The organism is Desulfomonile tiedjei, from assembly GCA_016212925.1.
In the GTDB taxonomy this organism is placed as follows: Bacteria; Desulfobacterota; Desulfomonilia; order Desulfomonilales; family Desulfomonilaceae; genus JACRDF01.
Window position 1 is genome coordinate 1 of record JACRDF010000018.1, and the last position, 26,001, is coordinate 26,001.

The 26,001-nt window shown below is 55.2% G+C and carries 22 protein-coding genes; 16 read left to right on the forward strand and 6 right to left on the reverse strand.

All coding sequences use genetic code 11. From position 1 onward, the window contains the following. Positions 1 to 240 precede the first annotated feature (240 nt). The 4 genes from HY913_08790 to HY913_08805 are packed head-to-tail and all read left to right on the forward strand — an operon-like array spanning position 241 to position 3,897. Positions 241 to 660 (forward strand): hypothetical protein, encoded by a 420-nt coding sequence (locus HY913_08790; protein MBI4963361.1) that lies wholly within the window; start codon positions 241 to 243, stop codon positions 658 to 660. Next, positions 638 to 2,377, forward strand: coding sequence for a hypothetical protein (locus HY913_08795; GenBank protein ID MBI4963362.1), 1,740 nt, complete (start codon positions 638 to 640; stop codon positions 2,375 to 2,377). Before HY913_08790 ends, HY913_08795 begins: the two co-directional genes overlap by 23 nt. Before the next feature lie 4 nt (positions 2,378 to 2,381). Beyond that, positions 2,382 to 3,056, forward strand: coding sequence for a hypothetical protein (locus HY913_08800; GenBank protein ID MBI4963363.1), 675 nt, complete (start codon positions 2,382 to 2,384; stop codon positions 3,054 to 3,056). A 28-nt stretch (positions 3,057 to 3,084) separates the two neighbouring features. Continuing rightward, entirely contained in the window at positions 3,085 to 3,897 is an 813-nt protein-coding gene (locus HY913_08805; GenBank protein MBI4963364.1) for an AHH domain-containing protein, read from the forward strand. A gap of 87 nt (positions 3,898 to 3,984) precedes the next feature. Here HY913_08805 and HY913_08810 read toward each other — a convergent pair whose 3' ends face one another. The 3 genes from HY913_08810 to HY913_08820 all read right to left on the reverse strand — a co-directional run bounded on the left by HY913_08810 (position 3,985) and on the right by HY913_08820 (position 5,919). Then, a complete protein-coding gene (locus HY913_08810; GenBank protein ID MBI4963365.1) occupies positions 3,985 to 4,500 on the reverse strand; it encodes a hypothetical protein in 516 nt (171 codons plus the stop codon). Between the two features lie 134 nt (positions 4,501 to 4,634). After that, positions 4,635 to 5,360, reverse strand: coding sequence for a DUF2786 domain-containing protein (locus tag HY913_08815; GenBank protein MBI4963366.1), 726 nt, complete (start codon positions 5,358 to 5,360; stop codon positions 4,635 to 4,637). A gap of 166 nt (positions 5,361 to 5,526) precedes the next feature. Further along, a complete protein-coding gene (locus HY913_08820) occupies positions 5,527 to 5,919 on the reverse strand; it encodes a RidA family protein (protein ID MBI4963367.1) in 393 nt (130 codons plus the stop codon). Positions 5,920 to 6,206: 287 nt separating this feature from the next. Here HY913_08820 and HY913_08825 point away from each other — a divergent pair, with 287 nt between their 5' ends. Further along, positions 6,207 to 6,575 carry a hypothetical protein gene (locus HY913_08825; protein MBI4963368.1) on the forward strand — a complete coding sequence of 123 codons (369 nt, stop codon included), beginning with the start codon at positions 6,207 to 6,209 and terminating at the stop codon, positions 6,573 to 6,575. A 200-nt stretch (positions 6,576 to 6,775) separates the two neighbouring features. Here HY913_08825 and HY913_08830 read toward each other — a convergent pair whose 3' ends face one another. Further along, a complete protein-coding gene (locus HY913_08830; protein MBI4963369.1) occupies positions 6,776 to 7,705 on the reverse strand; it encodes a hydroxymethylglutaryl-CoA lyase in 930 nt (309 codons plus the stop codon). A 166-nt stretch (positions 7,706 to 7,871) separates the two neighbouring features. On the opposite strand from HY913_08830, the gene HY913_08835 reads away from it, so the two are divergent. The 9 genes from HY913_08835 (at position 7,872) to HY913_08875 (ending at position 19,867) form a co-directional block, all read left to right on the forward strand. Next, complete coding sequence (locus HY913_08835) at positions 7,872 to 8,075, forward strand: hypothetical protein (GenBank protein MBI4963370.1); 204 nt, start codon at positions 7,872 to 7,874, stop codon at positions 8,073 to 8,075. Between the two features lie 193 nt (positions 8,076 to 8,268). Next, entirely contained in the window at positions 8,269 to 9,348 is a 1,080-nt protein-coding gene (locus tag HY913_08840; protein ID MBI4963371.1) for an AAA family ATPase, read from the forward strand. A 412-nt stretch (positions 9,349 to 9,760) separates the two neighbouring features. After that, complete coding sequence (locus HY913_08845; GenBank protein ID MBI4963372.1) at positions 9,761 to 10,168, forward strand: hypothetical protein; 408 nt, start codon at positions 9,761 to 9,763, stop codon at positions 10,166 to 10,168. Positions 10,169 to 10,182: 14 nt separating this feature from the next. Beyond that, positions 10,183 to 15,516, forward strand: coding sequence for a hypothetical protein (locus HY913_08850; protein MBI4963373.1), 5,334 nt, complete (start codon positions 10,183 to 10,185; stop codon positions 15,514 to 15,516). A 343-nt stretch (positions 15,517 to 15,859) separates the two neighbouring features. After that, the gene (locus HY913_08855; GenBank protein MBI4963374.1) at positions 15,860 to 16,621 is read left to right on the forward strand and encodes a hypothetical protein; all 762 of its coding nucleotides are present in this window, start codon (positions 15,860 to 15,862) and stop codon (positions 16,619 to 16,621) included. Further along, on the forward strand, positions 16,618 to 17,553 hold the full coding sequence (locus HY913_08860) for a prepilin-type N-terminal cleavage/methylation domain-containing protein (GenBank protein ID MBI4963375.1): 936 nt from the start codon (positions 16,618 to 16,620) through the stop codon (positions 17,551 to 17,553). Before HY913_08855 ends, HY913_08860 begins: the two co-directional genes overlap by 4 nt. A gap of 32 nt (positions 17,554 to 17,585) precedes the next feature. Then, the gene (locus HY913_08865; GenBank protein ID MBI4963376.1) at positions 17,586 to 18,008 is read left to right on the forward strand and encodes a prepilin-type N-terminal cleavage/methylation domain-containing protein; all 423 of its coding nucleotides are present in this window, start codon (positions 17,586 to 17,588) and stop codon (positions 18,006 to 18,008) included. 215 nt (positions 18,009 to 18,223) lie between these two features. Further along, positions 18,224 to 19,366, forward strand: a complete 1,143-nt coding sequence (locus tag HY913_08870; GenBank protein ID MBI4963377.1) for a prepilin-type N-terminal cleavage/methylation domain-containing protein — start codon at positions 18,224 to 18,226, stop codon at positions 19,364 to 19,366. Between the two features lie 21 nt (positions 19,367 to 19,387). Beyond that, positions 19,388 to 19,867 carry a hypothetical protein gene (locus tag HY913_08875; GenBank protein MBI4963378.1) on the forward strand — a complete coding sequence of 160 codons (480 nt, stop codon included), beginning with the start codon at positions 19,388 to 19,390 and terminating at the stop codon, positions 19,865 to 19,867. A gap of 526 nt (positions 19,868 to 20,393) precedes the next feature. On the opposite strand, the gene HY913_08880 is transcribed toward HY913_08875, so the two are convergent. Beyond that, a complete protein-coding gene (locus tag HY913_08880; GenBank protein ID MBI4963379.1) occupies positions 20,394 to 21,047 on the reverse strand; it encodes a nitroreductase in 654 nt (217 codons plus the stop codon). A 457-nt stretch (positions 21,048 to 21,504) separates the two neighbouring features. Here HY913_08880 and HY913_08885 point away from each other — a divergent pair, with 457 nt between their 5' ends. Together HY913_08885 and HY913_08890 are read left to right on the forward strand one after the other, a co-directional pair. After that, positions 21,505 to 22,728: a tetratricopeptide repeat protein gene (locus HY913_08885; GenBank protein MBI4963380.1), complete on the forward strand. Its 1,224-nt coding sequence runs from the start codon at positions 21,505 to 21,507 to the stop codon at positions 22,726 to 22,728. Between the two features lie 326 nt (positions 22,729 to 23,054). Further along, positions 23,055 to 23,603, forward strand: a complete 549-nt coding sequence (locus tag HY913_08890; protein MBI4963381.1) for a hypothetical protein — start codon at positions 23,055 to 23,057, stop codon at positions 23,601 to 23,603. Positions 23,604 to 23,911: 308 nt separating this feature from the next. On the opposite strand, the gene tkt is transcribed toward HY913_08890, so the two are convergent. After that, positions 23,912 to 25,924 (reverse strand): transketolase, encoded by a 2,013-nt coding sequence (gene tkt / locus HY913_08895; GenBank protein MBI4963382.1) that lies wholly within the window; start codon positions 25,922 to 25,924, stop codon positions 23,912 to 23,914. Positions 25,925 to 26,001 lie beyond the last annotated feature (77 nt).

Consider the following 26,001-nt stretch of genomic DNA (forward strand, 5'->3'; position numbering starts at 1 on the left):
CAGGAGCGTGTCGCCCTATCGTAGGGCGGGCCGTGCCCGCCGCTCCCAGTCCTATTGAGACTGCCCCAAAAGTCATGAAAGAGGTGGAATCGTAGTAAGACCCCTCCTCGCCCTGCCCTCTCGTAAGGGAAGATGGAACTGTAACGCGGCTCCAAAGGCCCCCTATCGCTCTCGTTCCCAGGCTGGAGCCTGGGAACGAGGGAAATTCTTGATGCCCACCACAACGGAGTTGTGACTTCCATGGCAATGTCTGACCGGGAACGTGCAAAACGAAACAGTGGTCCCACCTCCCCTGTTGACGACGCTTCACCCGAAAACTCTGCAGACGCCGCGAGTTCCCTCGATCCCGACCTGATCTGTCGAATGCGGGAGATTGCAGCGGCCGGGCTCAATCCATCGTTGGCACTGGATCTGATCATCCGATTGATCGCGGAAGTCCCTGCCGCATCCAAACAGTCGATGGACCGGATAAAGATGCTGGACAAACTGCTAAACACCGCCCGGGCCATGATGGAAACAAAGCTCAAAAACGAAGATGCAGCTCAGCTTGGGGCCAGGCTGGATCAGTTGGAAACGAGAATGGAGGAATTGCTAATGAAAACTTCCGAGTCCGACTGCAAGCCGCTGGAAGTGTGGAATGCCGGACAGCGGGAACCATGAGCCGATACGGCAGGAGAATTTCTCTTTTCAGCGCCTGAAGAATCGTGTCGAGAAACTGGCGGATGCGTTTCGGCGACTGGCCCCATCTGCGGGCGAGCGTGTTTTCGACATCCAAAAGTTCATAGAAGGCCTGAAGATCATCAACAAACAGGGTGAACTTGTCCCCCTGATAATGAATAGGTCACAGGAGATCGTATTTCACAGGCTCATGGAATGCCGTGAGAATAGGGTCCCCGCGCGTTTCATCTGCTGCAAATCGCGGCAACTAGGCATCTCCACGCTGATCGAGGCGTTCATATTCGCTCTGGTAACGCGGTATCCCAGGCGTTTCGGACTGGTGGCCGCTCATTCCATTGAAAGCGCTCAAGTGCTGTTCGCGATGGCTCAGCGCTTCCGCCGACACCTTCTTCCCCCGGACCTCGCGTCTCCCCTTGCCAGGAGCAGCGTCAGATGTCTCGAATATGCTCCCCCGCACTACTCCAAGATTCAGGTGGACACCGCCGGTAACCGCAACCTTGGCCGTGGAGGCACGTTTCATTATGTCCACGCCAGCGAGGTGGCCTTTTGGGAAAACCCGGAAGACCCTGTCCTCGGCATCAACCAGTCAGTCCCGCAGCACTGGGACACGCTGGTCTTTTGGGAATCTACCGCAAACGGAATTCATAACCTCTTCCACAGAACGTGGGTCGCGGCTGAGCGTGGCGAATCCGACATGCAACCCATATTTCTCTCCTGGAAGGGTTTCCCGGAGTACAGCCTGCCGTGTGCGCCTTCAGAGCGCCTTTCATTGACCGAAACCGAAAGCAAATATGCAAGCGCCCATGCCTTAGACCCCTCGCAGATGAAATGGGCCTGCTACACCAAGAAAAATCAGTGCCACAACTCCTGGGAGAAGTTCCATCAGGAATACCCAGCGGCGCCTCATCTGGCCTTCTTGTTTACCGGTATGCCCTGGTTCGATCAAGAGGTGCTTCAGGAGCTTATCGAGCACACTGAGCGACCGCCTCTGACGCAGGGATATCTGGAGTTCTGTCCCGGCAATTCCGCGGAGGCACGGTTCGTCGAACAAGCCGATGGGCCGCTGATGATCTGGAAACTCCCCGAGGCTTCTCTGAGTTACAGCCTCGGCATGGATGTCGGCGAAGGGATCGGGGCGGATTACACCGTTATTCAGGTGATATGCAACGAGACACGCGAAGTGGTTGCGGTTTACCGTTCCAACAGGGTTCGCGCCGAGAGCGCGGGAGTGGATGCCTATCTTCTGGGCTCTTATTACAATTTCGGGCTGCTGGGAATCGAGCGCAACGGCCCGGGACTGGCTACGCTGGCTGTCTGCGAACGCGGGTTGGCAGAATATCCCCAGATCACGGGCTATCCAAATCTGTACTACCACACCTACACCGACCGAAAGATTCCGGAAGAAACCCGGAGGCTCGGATGGATCACCAACCGCACCACCAAAGAGGCAATGCTCAGTCGGCTGGCAGAAACCCTGGAAAGCCGGGGCCTGAAAATCTTCAGCAAGACAACGCTGCTGGAGATGCAAGGTTTCGTATGGGACCCCGAGAAGAAAACCTTCAGGCAGAACTACAAATCACCTGATTCCAGGCTCACTCACGATGATGAGATCATGGCCCTGGCCATTGCCAACGAGATGCGCACGCACAGTTGGGAAAACCGGTTCATTGCAGGCCGGTTGCCAAAAGGGGAGTTTTAGGACCATGCGCGCGGAATACCGTGAAAACGGAACCATCGAGGTTTCAGGAACAAGTCGAAAAGAAGGATTCAACCGGATCTGGGCCGGGATCGGATGGCCCGATCAAGACACCGGCTATATCTGCATTGTGGGCGAGCGTCTCGAAGGACGCTACCATTGCTTGTGGGAAAAGCGGGGCGGCCTCTGGGAACTGGGCGACGCTGCCCTGGAGGCCAGGGACCGTTTTCTCGTGGACGTGATTTGGGTCGATGCTCGCGACGACCTCGCCACAGCCTATCTGAGGACCCTGGACGGCCTGTGTTTTTACGAAAATCCCTTTGAAAACTCTTCTTCTTTTCAGCCCTCTTCCAACCCTTCCTCCTCCGATCGCTCCCTTTTCAGGGGCCGTGACACCACAGCCACAGTCATGGCCGTGCCGGACAAGACCCTTTCCAACTATCGTTCAGCCCTGGAAAAGACTCGAGGATTGATCCTCGCTGGCCGACTCTTGATCCACGAAGCAAACTGTCCCATATTAGGATACACGCTGCGACAACCGCTCGATGAGCTGCTCAAATCACCTGTCATGAAAGCCCTGGTCTGGGTCCTGACCGCTCTGGAAGACGCCAAGGGAAACGGCCTGCTCGAACCGATAGATTCCGATCCTTGGTACGCAAACATCCCGCGAAGCGACAAGTAATCCCTTCCTTCCACCAAAGGAGACCACCATGATTGAAACCGACCAGCAGCGGCGCTGGTGGTTCGCCACCCATCCGGAGTTTAGTTCGAGTCACACCGGGCAACGAAGCAAACATTCCAGCACCGAGGACGAAGAGTCCGGCAAGCCTTCCCCCGAGTCCATCGATGCGTACGTGGACGAAAAGCTGAAGCACGAGACGGACAATGTGATCATAGCAATGCTGCAAGAGATGAAGCGGTGGGCCGGGACAGCCGGTCAAAATCCGGAATCGTATGCAGAATTGGGCTTGGAATGGCCCGGTAAAGCACAGGATAAAGCAGAGGAAAAAGAAGAGCATGAGCAAGGCTGGAGTGATGGATACTGGGCCATTCACGATGGCAAGGCGCCGCCTGACTTGGCCCCGACAGACAAATCTCCATACGCTCAAGGCGTCAGAGAAGGGGCCATGGTCGCTCTCGATGAACAGGAGGCTTGGCGCCAAAAATGGGTCGACCCCATTCTATTCCTGTTAGGGAGCCATCCTTCACAGATTCTTGGCAAAAACCTGACCGAGGCTGTAAGACCAAGACCCTCTCCAGACCATGATGCTCACCATATCGTACCGTGGAGGCATTGGGCAGCTCAGGAATCCAGAGACATACTTAAAAATTGGGGTATCGAGATGGATAGTGCAGCGAATGGAATGTGGCTGGAGCGTACTTATCATTGGCGACTCAGCAATAGTCGCCAGTACATGGACACAGTGTTCCACATGCTGGAAAAGGCGAACAGTAAAGCGGAGGCCGAAAAAATTCTAAGAGAGATCGCACACTTGCTGTCAACAAAGAAGTTCCCCCTTTGATTGGACATTTCCTTCAATGTGAGGGAGGTCTCCGCCTTTCCCCTCCATTCCAAACACGGATATTGTTATTGAAATTGCTCAACAGGCCTACCCGCAGAAGCCAACTAAAGACACATATCGGGTTGGATCTGCATGAAGCCGCTCAGATACGAATGGCTGTGACACAAACTCTTTCACGTCGTCGTCCGCCCGCTTCAAGGATATCCTCAGTTGACCACCTTGTTCCTGGCCGCTCGCAGGACCGTACAAAAGAATGATACTCATGTGAATTGCCAAATCATCAAACTCGGCCTCTTCATCGTCCCCAGGGGCAAAGACTTGCCGCGTGAATTCCAGGAACGCGGACTCAACGTCATCAAACTCCAGTTTGCCGTCTTTAAGTGGACGCAAATCAGTCGGCTCGGCGAATAGTAAATTCCGGCTCGCTCCCCACTGAAAGAGCAACATGTCATCATCCTTGTCAAGATCGGCCGTGAATATGCGTACTTCCTGGTAGAAGTGAATAATTTGGTGTATTACCTCGACCGCGGTCAGGCGCCGTTCATGGCACAAACGGGCAAGCGACAAGAACCGGGCAATGGCTGTCTCTTGGTCAACTTCCATGTTTCAATCCTTCGATCTATTTGGCTTGGGGCTTGGGTTCAAGCCTGCTCTTGGCTCATTTATTAACGCTACCTTTCGATTCCACGCGGGTGAGAGATGAGTCAAAAGCTGTCAACACACTTCCTCTCAAGCCTCTACGTAGTGACGGCCAATCGCTCTGAACCCTCGTTTGCCGTACCCGGTCGCAGGTGAATCGTACCTGCATCGCAATATCCTTTTTCAAAAGCAGCCGCGCTCACAACCCTCCTTCGGCCGTATTCCAATCTGATATTTGGGAAAGCGGCAGCCATGTAATTGTTTATCATCTGTTCCTTGACCAGGACCAGGGCCTTACAGCCATCGCGTTCTACGGCCCTGATGGCTTGCGTTTGCTCCCGGAACCGCTCGCCGATCCGTTTGACTGCTCCGTCCAAGTAGGCGGATTTCAGAGCAGCAGTGCTCCAGTTCCTGTTGTCTCCCTTGAGCCTGGGAAGGGCTCGCTCCAAGAGTCGGTGAAGCTGCCGGTAAAGAAACTGAAAGGTCGAGACAGCGACCGCCGCGTCAGCCGGGGTGCCTATGAACGATAAAATGGGGTCGGAGCCGTGTCGCCTGCGGATGATGTGCTCGCAATCGAATCCTTCGGCAACATGAATCAGCAACCCCTTCACCCAATTCCTGACAGCCTTGCCTACACGCACAGATGCCTCGGTGGGCTTGAGGGCGCTGTTCATATCGTCCGGCGGCAACTCTGCAATGCTCAAGTTGTACCTGGCCAGAAGCTCACGAGCCTTTGACGCGGCCAGGGCGGCCTCATTTTCATTGGGCGAATTGGAGAGCTCAAAGAGCTTCCTGACCTTCGACAGAACCTCTTCCTTGGTCATGGGTCGGTCATATCCTTTTGTGGGCGTAGGGATACAAATGCCGTATGGAAGATGGCGAATATAACAGATGAATGGCTGAGTCAATAGACTTCGGGCGTTGCGTGCGCGGGCTCGGGCTAGTCCCTAGAAACGTGCCGTTGCCTCGAGCCGTTATATTGCGAATCCATCATTTCAACACTGCGATACACTCGATCTCGACGCGTGCCCCAAGCGCCAGCCCATTTGCTCCGAGGGCACTCCGCGCAGGCAGGTGCTTGGAGAAATAGGTTACATAGATCTCGTTCATCTTTGCCCATTCGCTCATGTCGGCCAGCATACAAGTGACCTTGACAACATGGTCGAGCGAGGAGCCATATTTTTCGAGAGTGGATTTAATGTTCTCCAGAGTCTGCCGTGTTTCGGCAGCAATTCCACCTGGAACCAGCTTGCGGGAGCTGTCTAATCCCAGTTGTCCCGACAGGTAGAGGATGTTTCCCACCCGTACCGCCTCGGAGAACGGAAAGCCCTTCAAGCTTTCCGAGGAAAGGTATTCAACTTCCGGTCTGTCTTCGCCACCCATGTTGTCCTCCTATTACCATGAGGCAAGGATGATTCCCTGTTTCCGAGAGAAGCGCCCCGAACTCGCAATGTTCGCGTTTCTTGACCATAATGCCTGGCTCGCGCCAAAGTCAATTCACTTCGGTACCAAAAGAGTTCCTTGCCCCGCTCCCAGCGCACGGAAATTGAGGGTGACCCGAGCCCTCATGATCGCAAAGCCGGTTTTCGGGATTTTCACGTGATGCTTATTGGGACAAGACTCGTTTCATGATAAGCTGCATGCAACATCTTATTTCGGGAGAGTGGAGAGTGAATGCCATAGGAAAGGATTCCTTCGAAATTGTGCTGGAGCTTCCTGATCCTTGGGGGCCGGAATCCTCAAGGTCAGCGAGTGCTCCTATCCGGTGTCCGGAAAAGTATGACCCTGAAGGACCATTTGTCAGAACCGTTCCATTCTATCTCAAGCCGAGGGATGAGGAGGAAGTGGACGAAGAGGCGACCGAGGAGTGGGACGAAGATTTCGAGGACGAAGAAGACCTTGACGAGGACGACGAATACGACGAGGACGAAGACGAAGACGATTACGATGACGATGAAGAAGACGATGAAGAAGACTTCTGGGACGAGGACTACGGCGACGAGGAATACGACGAAGACGAAGAAGAGGACGAAGGGTAGCCGCGTCGCAGCGTTGCGCTGTTCATGAAGGATTATGGGAGTTCTTGCAACAAGGTTCGGGGCACTATTGGTGGCTTAATGAGTCGGATTTGAGTTGTTGTTGTGGGGCAGTCCCGCGAGCCGCGGGACTGCCCCACATATCTGCCATTCAGCCATCCCGGAGGTGCCACTGACCTGGTTCCCAGGTCGGTGCCGGCTAATTATGGCGCGGGACTTCTGCCGAGCAGCGCCACCACATCCTCTGCGACCTGCCTGATTCTCTCCACATTTACTCCTGTTGAGAAGCCCATAGATTCTACTTCCTCTACCACGCGCTCTGTGGCAATGTTTCCCGCCGCACCCGGTATAAACGGACAACCGCCCAGCCCGCCCACGGAAGTGTCAAATCGCCGTACTCCCATCTCCAAGGCCGCCTTCATATTCGCGATGCCTAATCCCCTGGTATCGTGGAGATGCATGGCAATCCGATCCATCGCGATAAGTCCTGCCAAAGACTCTAACACCCTTTTCACTGAATCCGGATCACCCATTCCCGTCGTGTCTGCAAGGCCGATCTCGACCTGTCCGGCACAGTCCCGCGAATCGCGGGATTGCCTGCCTCCTTCAGGCAGGCGTGACCCCTGCCCCGCCATATTAAGCTCGGCCACGATCTCCGCGACCTTTTCAACCGGAACTGCTCCCTCGAAAAAGCACCCGAACGCACACATTACCCCCGCGGTGACGCTCAAGCCGTGAGCCAGCGCATGCCGTATCATGCCCGAGGCCTCAAGCAGCGCTTCTGTGGCGCTCTTGCCCACGTTTTTCCGGCTGTGGGTTTCTGACGCGGACACGTAGATCTCCACGTGGGGAACGCTCGCGGCTATCGCGCTTTCGAGCCCATGCTTGTTCAAGGCCAATGCACTGTACCTGACACCTGTTTTTTTGCCCACAAGCTGCCAGACCATGTCCGTTCCCGCCATCTGGGGAACGCGGCGAGCATCCACAAAAGACCCGATCTGAATCCTGGCCAGCCCCGAATTAACAAGCTTCTCAATCAGTTTCGCCCGCACCTCAGGCGAAAGCGCGCGACGCTCGTTCTGCAAGCCGTCCCTCGGGCCGACTTCCTGGAGTATGACCTTCTTATCAACCATGATCTGTCCGTTTAGTTGATCGCATCTACTCTATTTGTAATCATTCACTTACGTGCGGGAGCGTCGCCCATGCCCCGAAGGGGCAGCCCAAAAGTAGCCACGGGCGTAAGCCCGTGGAGAATGGCCCACACAATCATTTGGATCACCGACCCTGGAGGGGTCGACCATGAATGTGAGTTGGACTTCGGGATTCGTCGACCCCTCCAGGGTCGGTGATTCAGGGCTGGGGCAGTGCTTCCGGTCCACGGGTTACACCCGTGGCTACCATTGGTACGCCCTTTCAGGGCTCAGAATCCCTTCTACCCCCGCAAGACTGAATGGTTACCTCTATTTGCCGAATCCTGCTTGCTCGGGAACTGTTATGCGATAGGCATGTCTCACCCGTTAAGTCCGGACCGAATCATTGTATCACGGCCCAGGACAAAGAGACATTGCAAGCCCGAAACCCTGGCGTCCAACGACCAAGAAATAAAACCTTCAGGCTTGACACTCGGAGAGAGACGGGATAAAGGTCGCTTCTTCTCTGAAAAGGATCTCCGTTTTATTTTTTTGTGGAGGAAATTATGGAAATCGTTACGGACATTCCGCCTCCGGAAGAGTGTGTAACACGCATATTCGAATTCAGCGGGCATAAAGTGGAACCGGATGTGGCCGGAGACCTGTGGGTAAAGATCCTTCAACACAAGTGGTTTTTGTCCGAAAGGCTGGGAAGGGACGTAGGCATAAAGGTCGCTTGTGTGGATTTCATAGAAAATTCGGAATTGGTTCGAGATGAACTGGAACGATCTACCAGGAGCCATCTACTGAAAGAGATGGGGGCCCAGATGGTCGACAGGTCCGTCTGGGACACAATTTCCGAATCACAGCCCCCCAAGCAGATTGTCAGCAAGAGGATTATACTTCCGCTCACTGAGGCTGAGCTGGCTCGGAAGCACGGGGTAGTCCCTCCGAGGACGATCATCTTCTTTGGTCCTCCCGGCACGGGAAAGACCTATTTTGTGCGGGCCATAGCGAGTATTCTCCGGTGGTGGTTCGTGGAGGTCAGTCCCAGCAGCCTGATGGCCGACGGTGAAGATCGCCTGGGCGCCAACCTCAAGATATTCATGGAGAAGGCACGAGAACTGGACGAAGTGGTAATGTTTATCGATGAGTTCGAGGAAATCGCAGGGAGCCGCGATCAAGCTTCCCGGATTGATAAGTCTATCACCAACGAATTTCTCAAGCAGGTCCCAATCCTCAAAGCAGAGGATAAGAAGAACCTTCTGGTATGCGCAACGAACTACATTCGCCATCTGGACGCCGCACTTCTCAGGCCCGGGCGTTTCGATTGCATCATACCTGTGGGAGGTCTGGACAGCGAGGGCCGAAAAACCATATTCGAGCATTATCTGTCCAAAACCAACTGTGGAGACGTGGACGTGGACAAGATCGTGTCCCAAATACCTCTCTTTACTCCTGCGGATATCGAATACCTGTTCCAGAAGGTAACGCAGCACTCATTCGAACGGGAGCTGGTGAAAGGGGAAGATTACCGACTCGATACCAAGATTTTCCTGGAGATGATCTCCCAGATCCGCCCGACGCTTACCGATGAGATCATTGAGGAGTTCAGGCAGGATTGCGTGGATTACACGCGGTACTAAACTGCTGTTGTGGGGCAGGCTTTCCAGCCTGCCTTGATGCCGGCTCACACAGGGCAATGACAGGCTGGAAAGCCTGTCCCACATTTTTTGCCTTGAGGCTCCCAGCCACCAACCCCATCACCTGCAACCATAAACAAATTTAATAGTCCTGCCCTTACCTATCAACTTTCTTTACAGTAACTAATTGCGTCATATTAACTAGTTACCGATACACCCCCCTCCGTCATGCCACATTTTGTCACAGACTCGAGGTCCGCGAGTCCCACATTGGAGCGCGGGAATACCCTCATGCAAATAGTGGCCCTTTCTGAGCCCATTATTCCTATTGGCACGTTTCTTGACTATATGTCCTGCGGTGTATTCTGCCGTTAGTTTTTACCCTCTATATAAGGCTTACTAAGGAGGTTCCGACATGAGGCCGTCTGGACAATCACTCAGCACCGTCCGGTCCTTGCTCCTTTTAACAACATGTCTTGTTTTTGCCGGCCTGGTTTTCACGTCGCAGGCGGCCGCACAGGGCGCCGGAGCAGCGCCGAAGCCTTCGCCTACAGTGCAGACCAAGGAAACTGCCACAGGCCTCATTTTTGAAGAGATGAAATTCCACCGGTTGCTCTTGAGCGGCCGACAATATCACATTACCGAGATCACGAAGTTTTACGGGATCGACGGCAAGCCGATTAACCGCCGCGGCCTCAAACGTGGAGACATAGTCAACGTCGAGTACGTCACCGGCGGTACAGCAGAAACCGAGGGGAAGCCATATCAGTCGGACGACCGGCGCCTCACAATTGTTCGTGTAGCTCCGAAAGCTCAAAGGTAAGGGAGGGACGATCCATGAAAATACAGATATCAAAGATGGCCTGGACTACTGTCCTGATCGCCCTTTCCTTTCTGCTGCTCTCTTTTTTACCTGCCGTGGCTGAGGACTGCTCCGCGCCTCCATTCATCGGCACCGGTGAGAAATCCAATGTTCTTCTCATCCTCGACAACTCCAGAAGTATGAACGGGTTTGCGTACAACGAGGAGACGGGATCGTACAGCCAGAATAATACGTTTACCTGTCCTCCTGTCACTAACACCAAGTGTTCAGGCCAGCCCAGTACTTGCGGCACAAAGACATCAAGAACGCCATGCCAAAATGTCACCGCTTGCACCACCTACCCCGAGTTCACTTGGAGTTGTGATGCATTTGGTAGGGCGCATTCCGGCGATTGCACCTGGATCTACAGGTGCCAATGGGCCGGCAGCAGATGCTCACGATACCTCCAGAGCAGAACATGCACAAAAACGTCAGGCAGCGACAATGCGAGCTACGCTTATGATACATCCGATCCCAACACAGCCAAGGTGACGGTAACCATTAACCGGACTGACACCGGGTTTAGCGGAGACGCTTCCTACGGATACAGCCCGACGAAAAAGTACTACGGCTATTTTGACCCGGATAAGACCTACAAGTATAACAACACCAACCATTATTTCTATACCGAGTCCGGATGGAACGTGGTGGACCCTGAAAGTAAGGGGTACAGGGCTGCATGCGCGACAGGCACCTGCGACAAATTCTCCGGAAACTGGCTGAACTGGCTGACCATGCGCCGCATTGACATCGCGAAAAAGGTGTTGACCGGTGGAAGACTCGGCGGCGACACTACTGAATACGTTCTCATCGGCAATCCGCACCGTATCCAGCCAAGCGGATCGAACGTATACGCCTGGAAAATGTTTAATGACAACGGCTCCACCGGTGTGCACTACACTCCCTTTGCTCAAGGTGTCCTGGTTCACTTCTACACCGAGGATGACCTGATACAAAGGACCCCATCTCCGGGTGACCCATACAACGGAGCGTTCGTGCCACTCATGACTTTTTGGCCCGCGACGGTGAACGAGACAAATGGAACGGCAAAGCTCGATACCATATCGGACGATAACGTAAGCCTGGGCAACCCGAGCGGCACAGCGCATAACGGGAATCCTGGCGAGGTCAAGTACGTGGGAGGTGTGCAGAAAAGGGAAGAGAACGGCTCATATTATTTTGCGGTCAAGCACAGCACCGTTGCCGACGGGACCCCACCCGCAGGTATTGTCCAAAATATGTTTAACAAGGTGCGGCTAGGGTTCATGCACTTCAACTATGGCCGTGGCCCCGCGGAGGGGTACGACCTCGGCGATACGGCTTTCACCGACTACCCGAGCGGGGACGGCATACACACGGTCACGGACAGATACGCGGACGGAGGCAGAGTGGTCCATCCCATAGGAGATCAGACCACAATGACCTCATGGCAGGGCACGACTATTCCCAAGATGGTCCACACCATAAACGATCTGATTGCCACCACATGGACCCCGCTCGCGGAGGTAATGAGGGAGGCAAAGAATTATTACGACCAACAGCCCTCTACTTACGCGCACAAAGACTCCTCGGGAGCTATCAAAGACAATTTCCAAGTAGGCGTCGATACGAATGGGCTTGACTGGGACCCGTACCGAGTCAACGGCGCGTACCTAAGCTGCCTCAAATCCTATATTGTGCTTGTGACCGACGGCGAGCCCACAGAGGACCATCCGTGCAACAACGGGTGCAAGACAGATGACTGTACCACAAGTTCGTCCAACTGCGCCCCGGTTACGGCTTCCACCTGGACCAGGTTCAATGGCTCCGGGTACTTGGACGACATTGCCTTTAAGCTCTGGAGGGAGGACCAGCGATTAGAGCCGCAACTGCCCGGAAACCAGGTGGTGTCCACCTACGCCATTATGGTGTTTGAAGAGAATGCCACTGCCATAGATTTGCTTTCACGTGCGGCCATAGCGGGCGGATTTACCGACTTGAACGGTGATAGCCAGCCAGGGAAGCCGTGCGGTTCCTGCACGTGCACTTGGACTAACATGTACACCTGCGCGGGCAATGACGGGTACTATGAATGGGACGCGAACGCTGACCGGAGCCCCGACCATTTCATGATGGCCAAGGATGGGGATCAGTTGGAATCCTACATTCAGAGTATTTTCAGCCAGATCGCTCTTGGCGGCGCGGCCGGAGCGGTTGCCACCATTTCGCAGCAGACCAAGGAAGGTGACGCCATTATCCGCGGGGCCTTTGACGCGGGTGATCCTGCTAATCGAGCGCACCATTTCCTGTGGAACGGCCGCTTGGAGGTTTACTGGCCGAACGCCGACGGGGAGTACGACTTCGAGATCCCGACCAATGCCAGCTTATTTTGTTCACAGATGAGCAGTCATGGAGACGGCTGCCCGTCCGGGGGCTGCTGCTGGGATGCGGGAGAAAAGCTGAAAGCTCTGACTGACCGCAGCGCTCGAACCATATTCACGTACGTGAAAGACCTTCCGCCCTCGGGCTGTTCCGCAACTGCAGGCAAGATGCCTTTCACGACCGATAACTGGAAATGTCTTCAGGAACTCATGAGACAGCCGGCGTCCGAGGCCCGCACTGGCGTATTGGGCGAAACCACGATCAAGGAGATAATAAATTGGACACGCGGTGAAGTGGATGCCGCCACGGGCCAACCCCCCGGTGGGACCGGGTATCGGGACCGAAAGGGGTATGTGCTTGGTGATATCGTTTATTCTACCCCTGTGATCGTCGGCCCACCACCTCTGGCATCGGTGTCCAGCGCGGATGGGAACCTGCAGAGGGGCACCACGGACTACCGTGACGGAGCGGAGGCTTTTTGGGATTTCCGCAACTATTGGTTGGAAAACCCCTCCGGAACCAAGTACAAAGGGCGGCCCAAGGTAGCCTATGTTGGGGCAAATGACGGCATGATACATGCCTTCCTGATTGCCCGATTGAAAAAGGACGACAATACGTGGGACTACAATTGCACCGCGGAAGGCGGGTATCCGGCCGCGGGGGCAGAGATGTGGGCTTACGTCCCCAGCAATTTGCTCGGTGATTTGGTCGACTTGTCCGAGAGCACCTACGGTTGGGACACGGGATGCCCGCATAGGCAGATGGTGGACCTTTCGCCCAAGGCCTGGGATGTGTTCATCAAATCCACCGACTGCTCCTGTTCTTCCACCCCCTGCGCCTATCCCAATGCCCGCCCGAGCACTTGCTCGGGTTCGAATCGGTGCTGGAGGACCATCATAATCGGTGGCGAAAGAGGCGGCGGTGACATGTACTTTGCCCTGGACGTGACCGATCCGGCCAACCCGAAGGTTTTGTGGGAATATCCGGTGCTGAAGAACTTGGCAGTGGTCTATGAGGAAAGCGGCCAGACGAGAATCGATCTCCCGTTCCGGGAGAATGACCTATTGCACGACGCCGGCACCAGCAACGACACGACGTGTCCAAAGACCCCGGACAGCGAGTGGCTTAGCTGGACCAATGAAAGCTGCTTTGACTCGATGTACTTCAAGCTCAAGACCCTGCCCATGTCCTGGACAAAGGCGGTTTTGGGTCGGGTGCGCATACCCTCGGATGTTACATTCTGGAGGTACGTGCCCCCCACCACCGGCACTACTGCTCCGACCCTTGCCCAGACTACCGGCTTTGGGGATTGCGACAACAAGCGGCATGTAGCTTTTATTGGAACGGGATTTCAGTTATTCGGCTTCAGCGACCTGCCGAGTTCCCTGCCTGACACTGACGAAAAACCGTTCAAGAGGGCTTTGACAAAACCATATATGTTGGCTCTGGACGTGGAGACGGGAGAGAATTATTTTCAAGTCCTTTGGCCCCTCGCGGTGAAGGCCAGGACCGATGCGGGACTGCTCCCTGACCAGCATATACCCACAAGCTCCACTACAACCTATATCCCCTGGGCCTTTGGCAGCCCGTCTCTGGTGGATGTCTGGAGCAATAACGATCATGAGACCCTGTCCACCGACACCGTGACCGACGTTAGCGGTACATTTGCTGAAGACGGTTTTGTGGACCGTCTGTACATCGGCGACTTGCGCGGTTACTTATACAGAATGGTGTTTAACCTGAAAGATTATGGGTCCGGCAATCCTTCCAATCACAAAGGTATGAACATAGAGTTCTGGCCTACCAAACCACTACCCGCGGAATCGACCGGCACTAATCCGACGACGTGCGACCAGACCAACATCTTCCGTGGGTGCCGGCAACCGATTCAGTCCGCGCCCGCAATCTCGTACGATGCGGGGTCAACTGCAACGGCCAATCCGCAGCTCAGGGTACTTTTCGGAACAGGTAAATTCGACAAGGTAGAGGGCGGTGCAAACGACAGGACCGATCTGACAAAGATGTCGTTTTACAATTTGACGGACGACATCAAGAGCTTTAACTGCGTCACCGACGCGGACGGAGTGAAGACATGCCTAGCCTTGCCGGAAATAGCTCCCACCGCCACGTACACTATTGACACGGCGACCACTCCGGCAACGATTACACTGGCGCCCGCGGTAAGCGCGAACCCGGAAAGCGGATTCATGTTAACGGGCACGAACTTCGGTTTGACGTTCGGGGAAGGCGCGTGCAAGAGTGACAACAACGCGAGCCCGCCCACGGCGCCGTACGACTACTTGCGCAGTTGCGAAGAAACCACAGGTACCTGTGACGCTGCAACCCTCCTGAGAGTCTGCGGAACTGCGAGCGACCCCGGCTATGCAGAATGCGCGGCCGACTGCAAGCAGACCTTTAGCAGAGACGGAAAGTGCTGCGAGTGGAAGCTGGCGCCTCCGACAGGCGGACCGGACTGTTGCCAAGGAACATGCACAAAGTCATGCTCCGGCTCGCCTGAGAAATGCTCGCCGTGCTGGAGTTGCATATATGACTTTGCCACTCCGGGTGAACGGGTCATAGGCGACCCACTGATCGCGTTCGGACTGGTCTTTTTCACAACCTACATCCCGACATCCGACCCGTGCGCTGCGGGCGGGCATGGCTGGCTTTATATGCTGGATTACCGCTGCCAGTCGCTGGGTGACGGTTTTAACCCGGTCAGCGAGTCTTTCGGCCGCAACGTTATCCAGTTGCCGGATTTCGGGGCCAAGGTGGATCTTGGCACGGGCATGCCGAGTGAGCCGGTCATGGATTCTACCGGAGAGTACGTTTTCGTGCAGAAGAGCGACGCCACCGTGGTCAAGATAGGAGCCGGCGGCGGCGGCGGTGGCGGTGGCGGCGGAGGTTCATACAAAGCCATTCAATTCAAGGGGTGGGATAAGAAATGACTCTGATTGAGACGGTCACGCGGCAAAGGCCTCAAAATAGCGCAATGGTCTGTGAATGGGACCGATCCGCGAATGAATGAGGCCTCGATGTGGTAACAACGGGCATCGGTAGGGGCCGGCACACCTGCCGGCCCATCCGAAATGTCGTGAAGGCCCCGCCGGGGTGACAGGTGTTTGGTACAGGGCTTGCATGAAAATCTAACACCATTAGGATGGGGTTACCGACGCAGTCCCCGGAGGTCTCCGCATCCTCTCGTTATTGTCCGAGGGAAACGCAATAAGAAGTGGCGAAGAGCGTGGAAGTCGGCGATAATAGGAAAAAACCTCGACTGGAAAGTTCTGCATGACCTCATTAATTCTTAGGGTGGATTCTCACACCGGTCCCGGACTCCGATCCGGGGTCCGCGGGAGTAACGGAACGTTGGGCTATAGTTTGAATCTCTGGTTGCTCTTGTTCGCCTGCCTAATTTGCCTGACATTCCAGACCCCGAGCGCGTCCTTCGGCCAGACGGATGCCGACGACGAGCCGGAGTTGACGGCCCCGGAGTCGACCGCGCCGGAGGCCGCGCAGGTGACCGAACTGAAGTTGGATCCGGAGCGGCCGGAAACGGGTTCGCGCCTCAAGGCTTTTATCAAGATGTCCGGAGCGGTGCGGGCCGAAGTGCGATGGTCATTGAACGGGGAAGAGGTCGATCTTGTCGATTACGACGGCCTCTCCGGCCATGTCGACTTTGCGAAGCCCCTACGGGCAGGGGATAAGGTGGCAGTTGCCGTCACCCCTTTTGATGTTTCGCAGGCCCCTGGTAATACGGCTACAAGAGAAGTCGTGTGCATCAACGCGGCGCCGAATCTCCGCCTTGTGAAGCAGGAGATAGTCGGGTACAATTATAGGGCGCAGGTCGAAGCCAAGGACCCCGAAAACGAACCGTTGGAACTCACCATAGAGGGACCGCCGGGAATGGCAATAGATCCAAAAGGGCACGTAAGCTGGACCATCGGAACTCAGACCTCAGGGCAGTTTCAGATCAAGGTTTCGGCCAAAGACAAGGAAGGAGCCACCGCCATCCTTACCTACTCCATCCAGATCGGAAGGACACGCAGGTGAAATCCTCAAAGGGCCTCACCATTGTCGAGCTTGTGGTCGTCCTCGCGGTAATCGGAATTTTCATTTCCATCGGCGTGGGACCCATGTTCGGTTGGATAAGTCACTACCGTTTTGAAGCCGCGGGCCGCTCTTTTGTCAACGCGGCTCAATCCGTGCGTATTCAAGCGATTTCAGGCCTGCCGGGTTTTAAGGTCAGGCCCGCGCCCGCGGTGGGCATTCAAGGATCCCTCGACAACAAATCGTTCAGAGTCTTTCTTGATTCGGTGACTTTCACCTGTAACACCTGCGGGACCGTGTCTGACAGAAAGCCTACATCGGAGGAGCTGCCCATAAAGGTCGGGGACTACGTGGAGCTGGCGGGATTCAATCAACCGGACTATCTCTACGGCAACCTGTTCAGAATAACGGCTTTGAATCCTAATCCCCCGGCCGTTGACAAAGCGACGCCGGAAAAGGACGAATTCGGGCACCTGCGGTGGAGGATTACGAGTTCCCCATTTTCGATCGATTGTGAAAGCTGCCGCGACGACGATGCGTCAAACTGCGTCAAGTGGACGGATGCTGCGAGCACCACTTACACTCTGAACACGGGAAAAGTGCAGGTTGCCGCGTGCCTGAAATTTCTGCCGAATACGGATTTGCCCGTGAGTCAAAGGGTACCTTATGCCGTGATCAAGAACAAAACGGGGAGTTCCGTCGAGTGCTACTATGACCCTGATTACTATGAAGTCGAGGTGGCGGTAAGAAAACCTGACGGGACATATCTGGACATGGCAACTCCCACCATTGTCTTTGACTTTGCAGGGGCTACCAGAAACCATGCCGAATATACCGTCAGTATAAGAAAGAAGAAAAAAGGGGCCGTCGATCCGAAGACCCATGCCCTCAACTTCCACATTGATTCTGCGGGAAGGATCAAACTAGGGCTTTAGCCGCGGGATAATCTCTAAGCAAGGTCACGGAAATGCAGCCGAGAAGATCTGAAAGAGGATTTACCTTAGTGGAAGTCATGACCGCGGTGCTCATCTTGTCTGTGGGCATGCTGGGAGTGGCTGCAATGCTCAACACGTCAATGAAATCCGACAGTTACAACAATTATGCCAGAGAAGCCGAGTATATGGCTAATCAAAAAATAGAGGAGTTCAGAGCCAAGAGCGTGGATGGAAGTCTGGCAGCGGGTACCGGTAACTGGCCGCCCACTGCCATCACTTCACCCTACGTCTATTCCTGGACGGTGACCCCTGATACGGACACGAACCGCCGAATCTGTCAGGTGGAGGTCAAGGTGGGATGGCCGACTGGGCCGGACTATCCGGACTGTAAGAAGGATTCAGTGGACAAATGCACTAACAGGATGAGAGTGCTCAACTTTATCCCGCAGCAGTAACGCCGATGTGCAGACATCGCAGTCACATAGAGGATTCTGGGAATACGGCCAGCTTTCATCAAATCCCCCCTTGCCCCCTTTAGAAAAGGGGGGTAAAGGCACGAATTCCCCCTTTGTAAAGGGGAGTCTGAGGGGATTTTTCAACTACTCCGGCAGTCGCGCGCGGGCATGCAAGTTACTCGAACGATCTTACTCGACACTAGCTGGAAAAAACGATGAACAAAAGAAACGGCTTCACTATTCTCGAGCTTTTGGTCACCATGGCCGTGTTCGCCATTGTGGCGGCAGCCGCGATTGCTTTGTTCCAGTTCCAGACCAAGGCTTCCGCGGGCTCGAACAAACGCAAGTTCGCGGGCGAGGCTGTCACACTCGCGCTAATGACCATACAAAGGGACATAGAGCGCGCGGGGATGGGCTTGATGAAGCAGCAGCCTTTGGCGCTCATGGTCAACGACGGTGGGACGGATAGGCCTGATGAGCTGTATCTGAGTTACTCCGAGCACGTGAACATGGGTCTTGCCCGGGACAAGACTTACAGCTTTTTTGACCTGGGTTCCGCGGCCGGCCAGGGCAAGCTTTGGTTCACCATGGCCGGTGGGACCTCTTTAGCTCTGGCAGACGTCGGCGCCTGGGTAGGGACGGACGGTGCGTCTCCTCCGATAGGAGGCGTGATTCGGCGACAGGGAACTAATAAGCCTGACACTATTACCCTGAAAAGCTTCAAGCCGGAGACCCAGTCGGGTACCCAGAAGAGCAAGAACCAGCGTACGGTTACTCTGGAGTTCCCGGCCGGGGTTGGCGGGAACGTCGCGCCTGCCGTATCTTACAGACTGATCGCCAGCGCAGCCGACCGAGATGCCTTTCCTATAGGCAGCAAGCCTCAACTGGGCACTCTTATGCGCAACGGTCTTCCCAATTCAGGCGCGGGTCTTCCTCTTATAGGGGGATGGGAGGGGCAACAGCCATCGCCGGTGAAGGTCACTGATTTTCAGGTTCGATGCGGCTTTGCAAGAGGAGTAACCTGCAACTTTGCGCAGTACTATCAGGATAAAAGCACGGCTTGCTGGGCCCCTGACAGCGGTAATGCCCTCGGGGACCTTGGGTGGGAGATAGGCAACCTCCGGGTAATCGAGGTGACGATTAAATATATTGTCATCGACAGGGGCGGCGGCGCCGACTATCCCAACCCGGCCGGCTACCCCGGCCCGGATCCGCGGCGGGGGACCGGAATGACAATCAAGGGATTCGGTTTGGTCGGGGATTCTACGTATGGACCCTGGGCGATGGGAGGTTCCCAGACCATAACGGTCGCGCCTCGCAATATCGTCCTGGGCCAATACCTGGGGCCGCCCAACTGAAAATGGAATGAGGTTAAGGCAATGAAGAACGAAAGAGGAAGCGCCGTTGTGATGGTGCTGCTTTTCCTTGGCGTTTTGAGCATGATCGGCGCGGGTCTTTTATTGCAAACGCAGTTGGACACGCAGTTTACTGCGGCCGTGCACTGGTCGGGCACCAGGACCGGCCAAGGGGATATGGCCGCGGCCACTCAATTCAGAAATATGCCGAAGAATCCGGACACCACTGCTTATTCCGGCAATCCCGCGGTTGTCTCTCAGTGTACCAATTGCGGACAGACCGCCACCACCCCGATTGACTATCGCTTGACCGACTATCGCTCGATTGTGATCGGCGATGCCCCGAATGCAGAATGCGCTGGATTCGGAGGGTTGACGCCAATCACAGGCGGCGGATACACCGGCCAGGTACCATTCTACTGGGTTGCGGAAGGCACCGGCAAGGCCATGCGAGGCGGAAACCCGGAATCAACCGTCCAAATGGCATGCACTAAGTGCAAGTAAGAAAAGTGTGGGAGAAGCCCCTGTAGGAATCGTCATTGAGAGAGCGCCAACCCGAAACAATGTTTATCGGTAGGACCGGCATCTTGCCGGTCTTTCTGATTGACCGGCAAGATGCCGGTCCTACCAAAAATGAGATCGCTTTCCCGCGGAACGCGAGATTCCACTCCTAGCAATGACGGATCGCATCAGGTGTGTTACGAAAATAGCAGAAAACTCGCATATACCGGTTGCCAAAAGTAATGTCCATTTGGCCGGAAGATAATCAATCTGGTCTTCTGATCGTATCTACGGGGCCTACTTTTCAAGAGCGTTGTAACGCCCGTCTTTCCCGCGAAGGCGGGAATCCAGTCCCGCGAGACGCGGGACTGGATTCCTGCCTCCTCAGGAATGACGGAATGGAGTGCTTGCCAATCGGACAAAAATTATGGCAACCGCTATAACATACCATAATTTTGGAGTTTTTGGGGTGGGGTCCGGGGAGGGCCTTTTTGTTCGCCCTCCCCGGAAAATCATCCCATAAATCTTCTCAACCGATCCACCGCACTAACTCTTTCAATTCCGCTCTGCTGGACCTGAATTCATTTATTGGGGCCATTGGGTCCGCCTTGCCCAATGCCACCGACACTATCAATTGCTTCTCTTCAGGAATGTTCAGGTGATCTTTGATTTCGTCTTCGTACGCCCGGACGAGTCCGATCGGGCACGATGCCAGCCCATGCCCGGCCGCTGCCAAAACCAGGTACCCTGCAAAAACTCCTATGTCCGCCATTCTCTCCGGGGGAAACGATTCATCCATGAACAGCAGGGCAACGGCGGGGGCTCCGTAGAAATTCAGGCTCCCTTCGTTTATGCACGTTTTGAAGTCTGAACCGGAACGCTCGACCAAAGGTGTCATGGCATCCGCGCACGCCCTGCCCCGCTGCATAAAGCGGTCGGGCAGAGGCCGCACAGCGCCGGGACCACAGCTTATGCTTCGTTCCCTGAACGCACGAATCAATCGCCGGGAGAGCCGCTTGCGCTCCTCGTTCAGCACCATGTGAATTTCCCAGGGCTGCATGTTTAATGCAGAAGGCGCTCTGGAGGCATCGGAAAGGGTCTGTTCCAGCAAGTCGCGCGCAATGGATTCATCTTTAAAGGCCCGAATGCTGTGTCGCCTTCGCAGCGCTTCGATAAGGTCCATGAAAACCTCCCACTCGACCAAGTCCGGACAATATATAGATTTTAGCGGAATTTCAACACGGTTCATTCCAACCCGGTAACAAACGTCTGAGCCGCGGAACTGTCGAGGTAGGGGTACGGTCCGGCGTGACGCTGGATGCTCTTACGGTTACGTCATGCGAATTCGCTTTCAAACAAGCAATATTCATGAGGCAAGCATGGTGGGACAGGCGTCCCGCCTGTCCAGAAAATGACAGGCAAGATGCCTGTCCCACCGGTAAGAGCGAATTGCCGCTTTGGAAAGCGAAGTGGTATCATGCGGGTCCTCGTTTCGGCCTAAACCCAGGTTGCTTTCAAACTTCGCGTTGCCTGCTGCACCCTGCCGCTCTTGATAAAAGACCGCGGAACAAGTATAGATCAGTGGCAGGAAACCTTCACGGCCGTCCGGGTTTCACGGGCGATCGATTTGAGGAGAGGATATGCGGTCAAAAAGATACGTCTTCCTGGTTGTCGGCGCTCTGCTCGTCCTGTTCTGGGGAGCGGAAAACATGGCAGCAGGAGATTTCATAGACTCATTGAGAAGTGGCTTGGACGCTGAAGACGCGGGCAATCTTGACGAAGCGCTCAGCCGGTTTTCGGAGGCAATAAAAGCCCAGCCCCACTCCGCGCACGCGTGGGCAAAACGGGGAGAAGCGCAGCTCAAGAAAGGCGACGCCCAGGCTGCTATCAAAGACCTTATCCAGGCGGTCAAACTCGATCCGGGGTACGCTGCGGCTTATATCCGGCTTGGCTTTGCTCAAAACGCGATCAACCAGTACGACAGGGCGATCGAAGCGCTGGATATAGCTGTGAAACTAGATCCCGGGTCGTCGGAGGCACTCAACACAAGAGGATTTGCTCACAACGGAAAAAACGATTACGACTCGGCAATCAGGGACTTCGACCGTGCCATTCGTCTGAATTCCAACGACGCTCGCTACTACAACAACAGAGGATTTGCTCTAAACGGGAAACACGAATACCAGACGGCCATCGAGGACTTTGACCGAGCTATCAAAATCGACGCGAATAATGCCATGTACTATAACAACCGAGGGGTAGCTCATCTGCGCCTAAAGGACTTTGACAAGGCACTGGCCGATTTCGACAAATCCATTGAACTTAATTCCAAGTCCGCGTCCGCTTATCACAACCGTGGAATGGCCCTGAGCGGCAAAGGGAGACACGAAAAGGCTGTTGACGAATTCAGCAAAGTCATCGAAATGAACCCGTCTTCGCCGGTTCTGTACAAGGACCGGGGCACCGCCTATCGGAAGCTGGGCGAGTACGATTTGGCCGTTAAAGACTTTGAGAAGGCGATCGAATTGGACAAGAAATTCGCTCCGGCATATGGAGCTTTGGGACTGCTCCACGCCCTTGCCCCAAATCCGCCGGCTCGAAATCCCGGCCTTGCTCTGAAGATGGCGGAAAAGGCCTTGGCCCTTGCCGGTGGCAACAGCCCGGATATGCTACAGAATATGGCTGAAGTTCAATACGCTGTGGATCAGAAAGCCGCAGCGGTTGACACTATAAGGAAAGCCCTGGCCATGGATCCCAACAACCGGGAGTACCGAGAGTTGCTTACCAAGTGGCAAGGTTCGACAGCATCCGCGGCCGTCCGGCAGACCGAGGTCAGACGCGGCCCGTTTACGAGTTTATGGTAGCAAGGAACCCAGGGATGAGGCTTTCTCGTCGAAGGGCGAGCCACCCAGGAAACACAGTCGCTGCCGGGTTAAAGCTTTCTCGGCGGGCACAGCCGCCCTACAATACCACACTCGTCGTGACCTCCAGTCCCGTAGGGCGGCCTATGGCCGCCGTCTTGGTCGTTGCCGGACCACGCCCCGGGCGTAGTGTATTTATTTGTGCATAGTCCACCGGCACGGAAGCCGGTGGCTACTGAATTCGATAGTTTGATCTTCGCGAACAGCCATTACTTTTGGCAAACCCGATCAATGTAAGGCGCACCGAAATCCTGAAAAATGAGCCTGCCATGGACGAAAGAAACAATTTAATTGCAGATTATGTAAAGAGCATCGTCAGTCTCAAGGCCTCGGTTGTTGATCGGCAGTCCTTGTCGGTCTTTTATGAGAGAATTGGCAAGGCTTTTTCCTTGCTCCCGGAGGAGGTCCTCGATCTGTTCCTCAAGGGTTCCAGGAAACTTGTCGTAGTCGTCATGGCAGACACGGATCTGCCCCTCGGAATGATTACCAAAAGCGAAGGGCATGCCAAAAGAAGGAAGTACACCGTGCTCACTTACGCAGAACATGTGAATTGGCCGGAAAATCATTTCATAGGGGCCTTTCTGAGGGAATTGGCCCATGCAGTCTCTGAAAAGCCTCCGAAAGAAGAATGGCCCGTTGCAAGAGGGGATCGGGCCAGGTTCAAAGAAAAGCTGGAACATAGTGCAGACGCATTGGTCTGGAAATGGGGCCTACGACACTATAGCATGAGCCATTTGGCTGCGACTTACCCCCCTCACTGGGTGGAACGTATCGTCGCAGAAATCGAGAAGACTCTACTCGAAGAAGAGCAATTATAGCAATTGCCAAATTTCTTGACCTTACCCCTCGGTCGAGTCCCGCGGGACGGGTGACCCTGATCCCCTTTCAAGAAATTCCATATTTTACTAGCTGCGTTTCTGGCGCCTATAGACGTCAGACTGCACGGAATTCGGTGCCGGCCGAAGGGAGACATGTGGGGCAGGCTTTCCAGCCTGCCGTTAGCTCACCTGAGCCAGGCTGAAGGCAGGCTGGAAAGCCTGCCCCACAAGAACAGTTGAAGGCCCACTTCCTGGCCGAACAGTATTGAAGGCTCTGTGCACCCCCCAAAAAAGCGTCACCCGCAATTTCATTTTCGCTTCAACAGCGCGAGCGCTCGTTCGACGACGTTTTCAACGCTAAAGCCGTATTTCTCCAGCACCAAGGGGCCTGGAGCCGACGCTCCGAACCGGTCTACAGCTATGCTGTCGCCTCCATCGCCCACCCACTTGGCCCATCCGAGGGAAGCGCCCGCCTCTATGGACAGCCGCGGCCTTATTCGCGGCGGAAGAACCTGATCGCGATATTCCTTGGGCTGCTCCAGGAATAGTTCCCAGCAGGGCATGGAGATGACCCGCGCGCGAACACCTTTGTCCGCCAGCAGTTTCTCCTGTGCCTTAAGGGCCAAGTGGACCTCCGATCCGGTAGCGAGCAACAAGAGATCGGGTTCACCATCTGTGTCCGACAGAACATAGGCCCCTTTGACCAATTGCGAGGCACTGGTATATCGCGTCTGATCCAGGATGGGCAGGCCTTGCCGGGTCAAGATCAGCGCAATCGGCGACTTCTTCTCTATGGCAACCTTCCAGGCCACCGCGGTTTCGTTCGAGTCTGCAGGCCGGATGACCAGAAGATTCGGCATGGCTCGAAGGGAACTCAGATGCTCCACAGGCTGATGAGTTGGGCCGTCTTCTCCGAGTCCGATGCTGTCGTGAGTAAAGATGAAGATGGAATGGGCCTCCATCAGAGCAGCCAGCCGAATAGCCGGTCTCATGTAGTCGGAAAAGATCAGGAATGTGGCCCCGTACGGAATCACTTGTCCGTGCAGCGCCATGCCGTTTACAATCGTTCCCATCGCGTGCTCTCGGACGCCGAACCTCAGGTTTCGTCCTCCGGGAGAATCGTGCTCCTGATCCTCGGATCCGGCAATCAGGGTGTTGGTCGAAGGAGCCAGGTCCGCTGATCCTCCCAACAGGTTGGGAACGTGCTTGGCAATCGCGTTGAGCACTTTCCCGGAGGCCTTCCTGGTGGCCATGGAGCCATCTTCCGGCTTGAAAGAGGGAATTTCCGCATCCCAACCCGCCGGAAGCTCACCGCGAAATTCCCGCTCATACCGTGCCGCTTCATTCGGAAAGTCCCGGCGGTATTTCCCGTAGAGAACATGCCATTCTTCCTCCCACCGGGACCCTCGCTCCACAGCCTTCCTGAAATGCACTTGTGCTTCGTCCGGAATATAGAACTTGGGCTCCTGCGGCCAGTGGAAGAACTCTTTGGTGGCCTTGAGCGCTTCTTCGCCCAGAGGCTCCCCATGGGCCTTCTCGCTGTCCTGCTTAGGGCTGCCGTATCCGATGTGAGTGCGAACCATGATCAAAGAGGGGCGCTCCGATTCCTCGATGCCGTTTCTTACCGCGGATTCTATGGCGACAAGATCGTTGCCGTCTGCGATCCGCTGCACGTGCCATCCGTAAGCTTCAAATCGCGCGCCCACATCTTCCGTGAAAGTCAAAGCAGTGCTGCCTTCAATGGAGATGTGGTTGTCGTCATACAGAAAAACGATCTTACCCAGGCCCAGATGCCCGGCTAGAGAAGCGGCCTCGGACGCCACGCCTTCCATAAGGTCCCCATCCGAAACGATTGCGTATATGTGGTGATCCACAATCGGAAAGCCTTGCCGGTTGAATTGCGCCGCCAAAAAGCGCTCCGCGATGGCCATTCCGGTGGCCATGCCGAAGCCTTGCCCCAAAGGCCCGGTGGTGCACTCAACCGCGCATTCCGGGCAGTATTCGGGATGTCCCGGTGTCTTGCTACCCCACTGCCGAAAGCTCTTCAGCTGATCCAAGGGGCAATCGTAGCCCGTCATATGCGCCAGAGAATAGAGCAGAGCGGACCCGTGGCCCCCGGAAAGTATGAAGCGATCACGGTTGGACCACCTGGGGTTGCGCGGATTGAACCGCATGAAGCGGCTCCACAGGACATAAGCCATGGGTGCGGCCCCCAACGGAAGGCCGGGATGCCCTGAGTTCGCTTGTTGCACCGCGTCCGCGGATAGCATGCGCAGGGTATTAATACAGAGTTCATCGAGGCGCGCTTGGTCGTCGCTCATAGAGAAGGACCTCCGGATTATAAAAATGCTGCTGTTAAAGGGAACGCTTGGCGACAAGGTTCCCCCGTTCCGCGATG

Excerpts from the sequence above, each read along its gene's own strand:
- HY913_08835 (MBI4963370.1), top strand. The coding sequence starts at position 7,872 with ATGAATGTGAGTTGGACTTCGGGATTCGTCGACCCCTCCAGGGTCGGT.
- HY913_08840 (MBI4963371.1), top strand. The coding sequence starts at position 8,269 with ATGGAAATCGTTACGGACATTCCGCCTCCGGAAGAGTGTGTAACACGC.
- HY913_08810 (MBI4963365.1), bottom strand. The coding sequence starts at position 4,500 with ATGGAAGTTGACCAAGAGACAGCCATTGCCCGGTTCTTGTCGCTTGCC.
- HY913_08855 (MBI4963374.1), top strand. The coding sequence starts at position 15,860 with ATGACCTCATTAATTCTTAGGGTGGATTCTCACACCGGTCCCGGACTC.
- tkt (MBI4963382.1), bottom strand. The coding sequence starts at position 25,924 with ATGAGCGACGACCAAGCGCGCCTCGATGAACTCTGTATTAATACCCTG.
- HY913_08790 (MBI4963361.1), top strand. The coding sequence starts at position 241 with ATGGCAATGTCTGACCGGGAACGTGCAAAACGAAACAGTGGTCCCACC.
- HY913_08800 (MBI4963363.1), top strand. The coding sequence starts at position 2,382 with ATGCGCGCGGAATACCGTGAAAACGGAACCATCGAGGTTTCAGGAACA.
- HY913_08820 (MBI4963367.1), bottom strand. The coding sequence starts at position 5,919 with ATGGGTGGCGAAGACAGACCGGAAGTTGAATACCTTTCCTCGGAAAGC.
- HY913_08875 (MBI4963378.1), top strand. The coding sequence starts at position 19,388 with ATGAAGAACGAAAGAGGAAGCGCCGTTGTGATGGTGCTGCTTTTCCTT.
- HY913_08850 (MBI4963373.1), top strand. The coding sequence starts at position 10,183 with ATGAAAATACAGATATCAAAGATGGCCTGGACTACTGTCCTGATCGCC.
- HY913_08870 (MBI4963377.1), top strand. The coding sequence starts at position 18,224 with ATGAACAAAAGAAACGGCTTCACTATTCTCGAGCTTTTGGTCACCATG.
- HY913_08805 (MBI4963364.1), top strand. The coding sequence starts at position 3,085 with ATGATTGAAACCGACCAGCAGCGGCGCTGGTGGTTCGCCACCCATCCG.
- HY913_08795 (MBI4963362.1), top strand. The coding sequence starts at position 638 with ATGCCGGACAGCGGGAACCATGAGCCGATACGGCAGGAGAATTTCTCT.
- HY913_08845 (MBI4963372.1), top strand. The coding sequence starts at position 9,761 with ATGAGGCCGTCTGGACAATCACTCAGCACCGTCCGGTCCTTGCTCCTT.
- HY913_08830 (MBI4963369.1), bottom strand. The coding sequence starts at position 7,705 with ATGGTTGATAAGAAGGTCATACTCCAGGAAGTCGGCCCGAGGGACGGC.
- HY913_08815 (MBI4963366.1), bottom strand. The coding sequence starts at position 5,360 with ATGACCAAGGAAGAGGTTCTGTCGAAGGTCAGGAAGCTCTTTGAGCTC.
- HY913_08865 (MBI4963376.1), top strand. The coding sequence starts at position 17,586 with ATGCAGCCGAGAAGATCTGAAAGAGGATTTACCTTAGTGGAAGTCATG.
- HY913_08880 (MBI4963379.1), bottom strand. The coding sequence starts at position 21,047 with ATGGACCTTATCGAAGCGCTGCGAAGGCGACACAGCATTCGGGCCTTT.
- HY913_08890 (MBI4963381.1), top strand. The coding sequence starts at position 23,055 with ATGGACGAAAGAAACAATTTAATTGCAGATTATGTAAAGAGCATCGTC.
- HY913_08885 (MBI4963380.1), top strand. The coding sequence starts at position 21,505 with ATGCGGTCAAAAAGATACGTCTTCCTGGTTGTCGGCGCTCTGCTCGTC.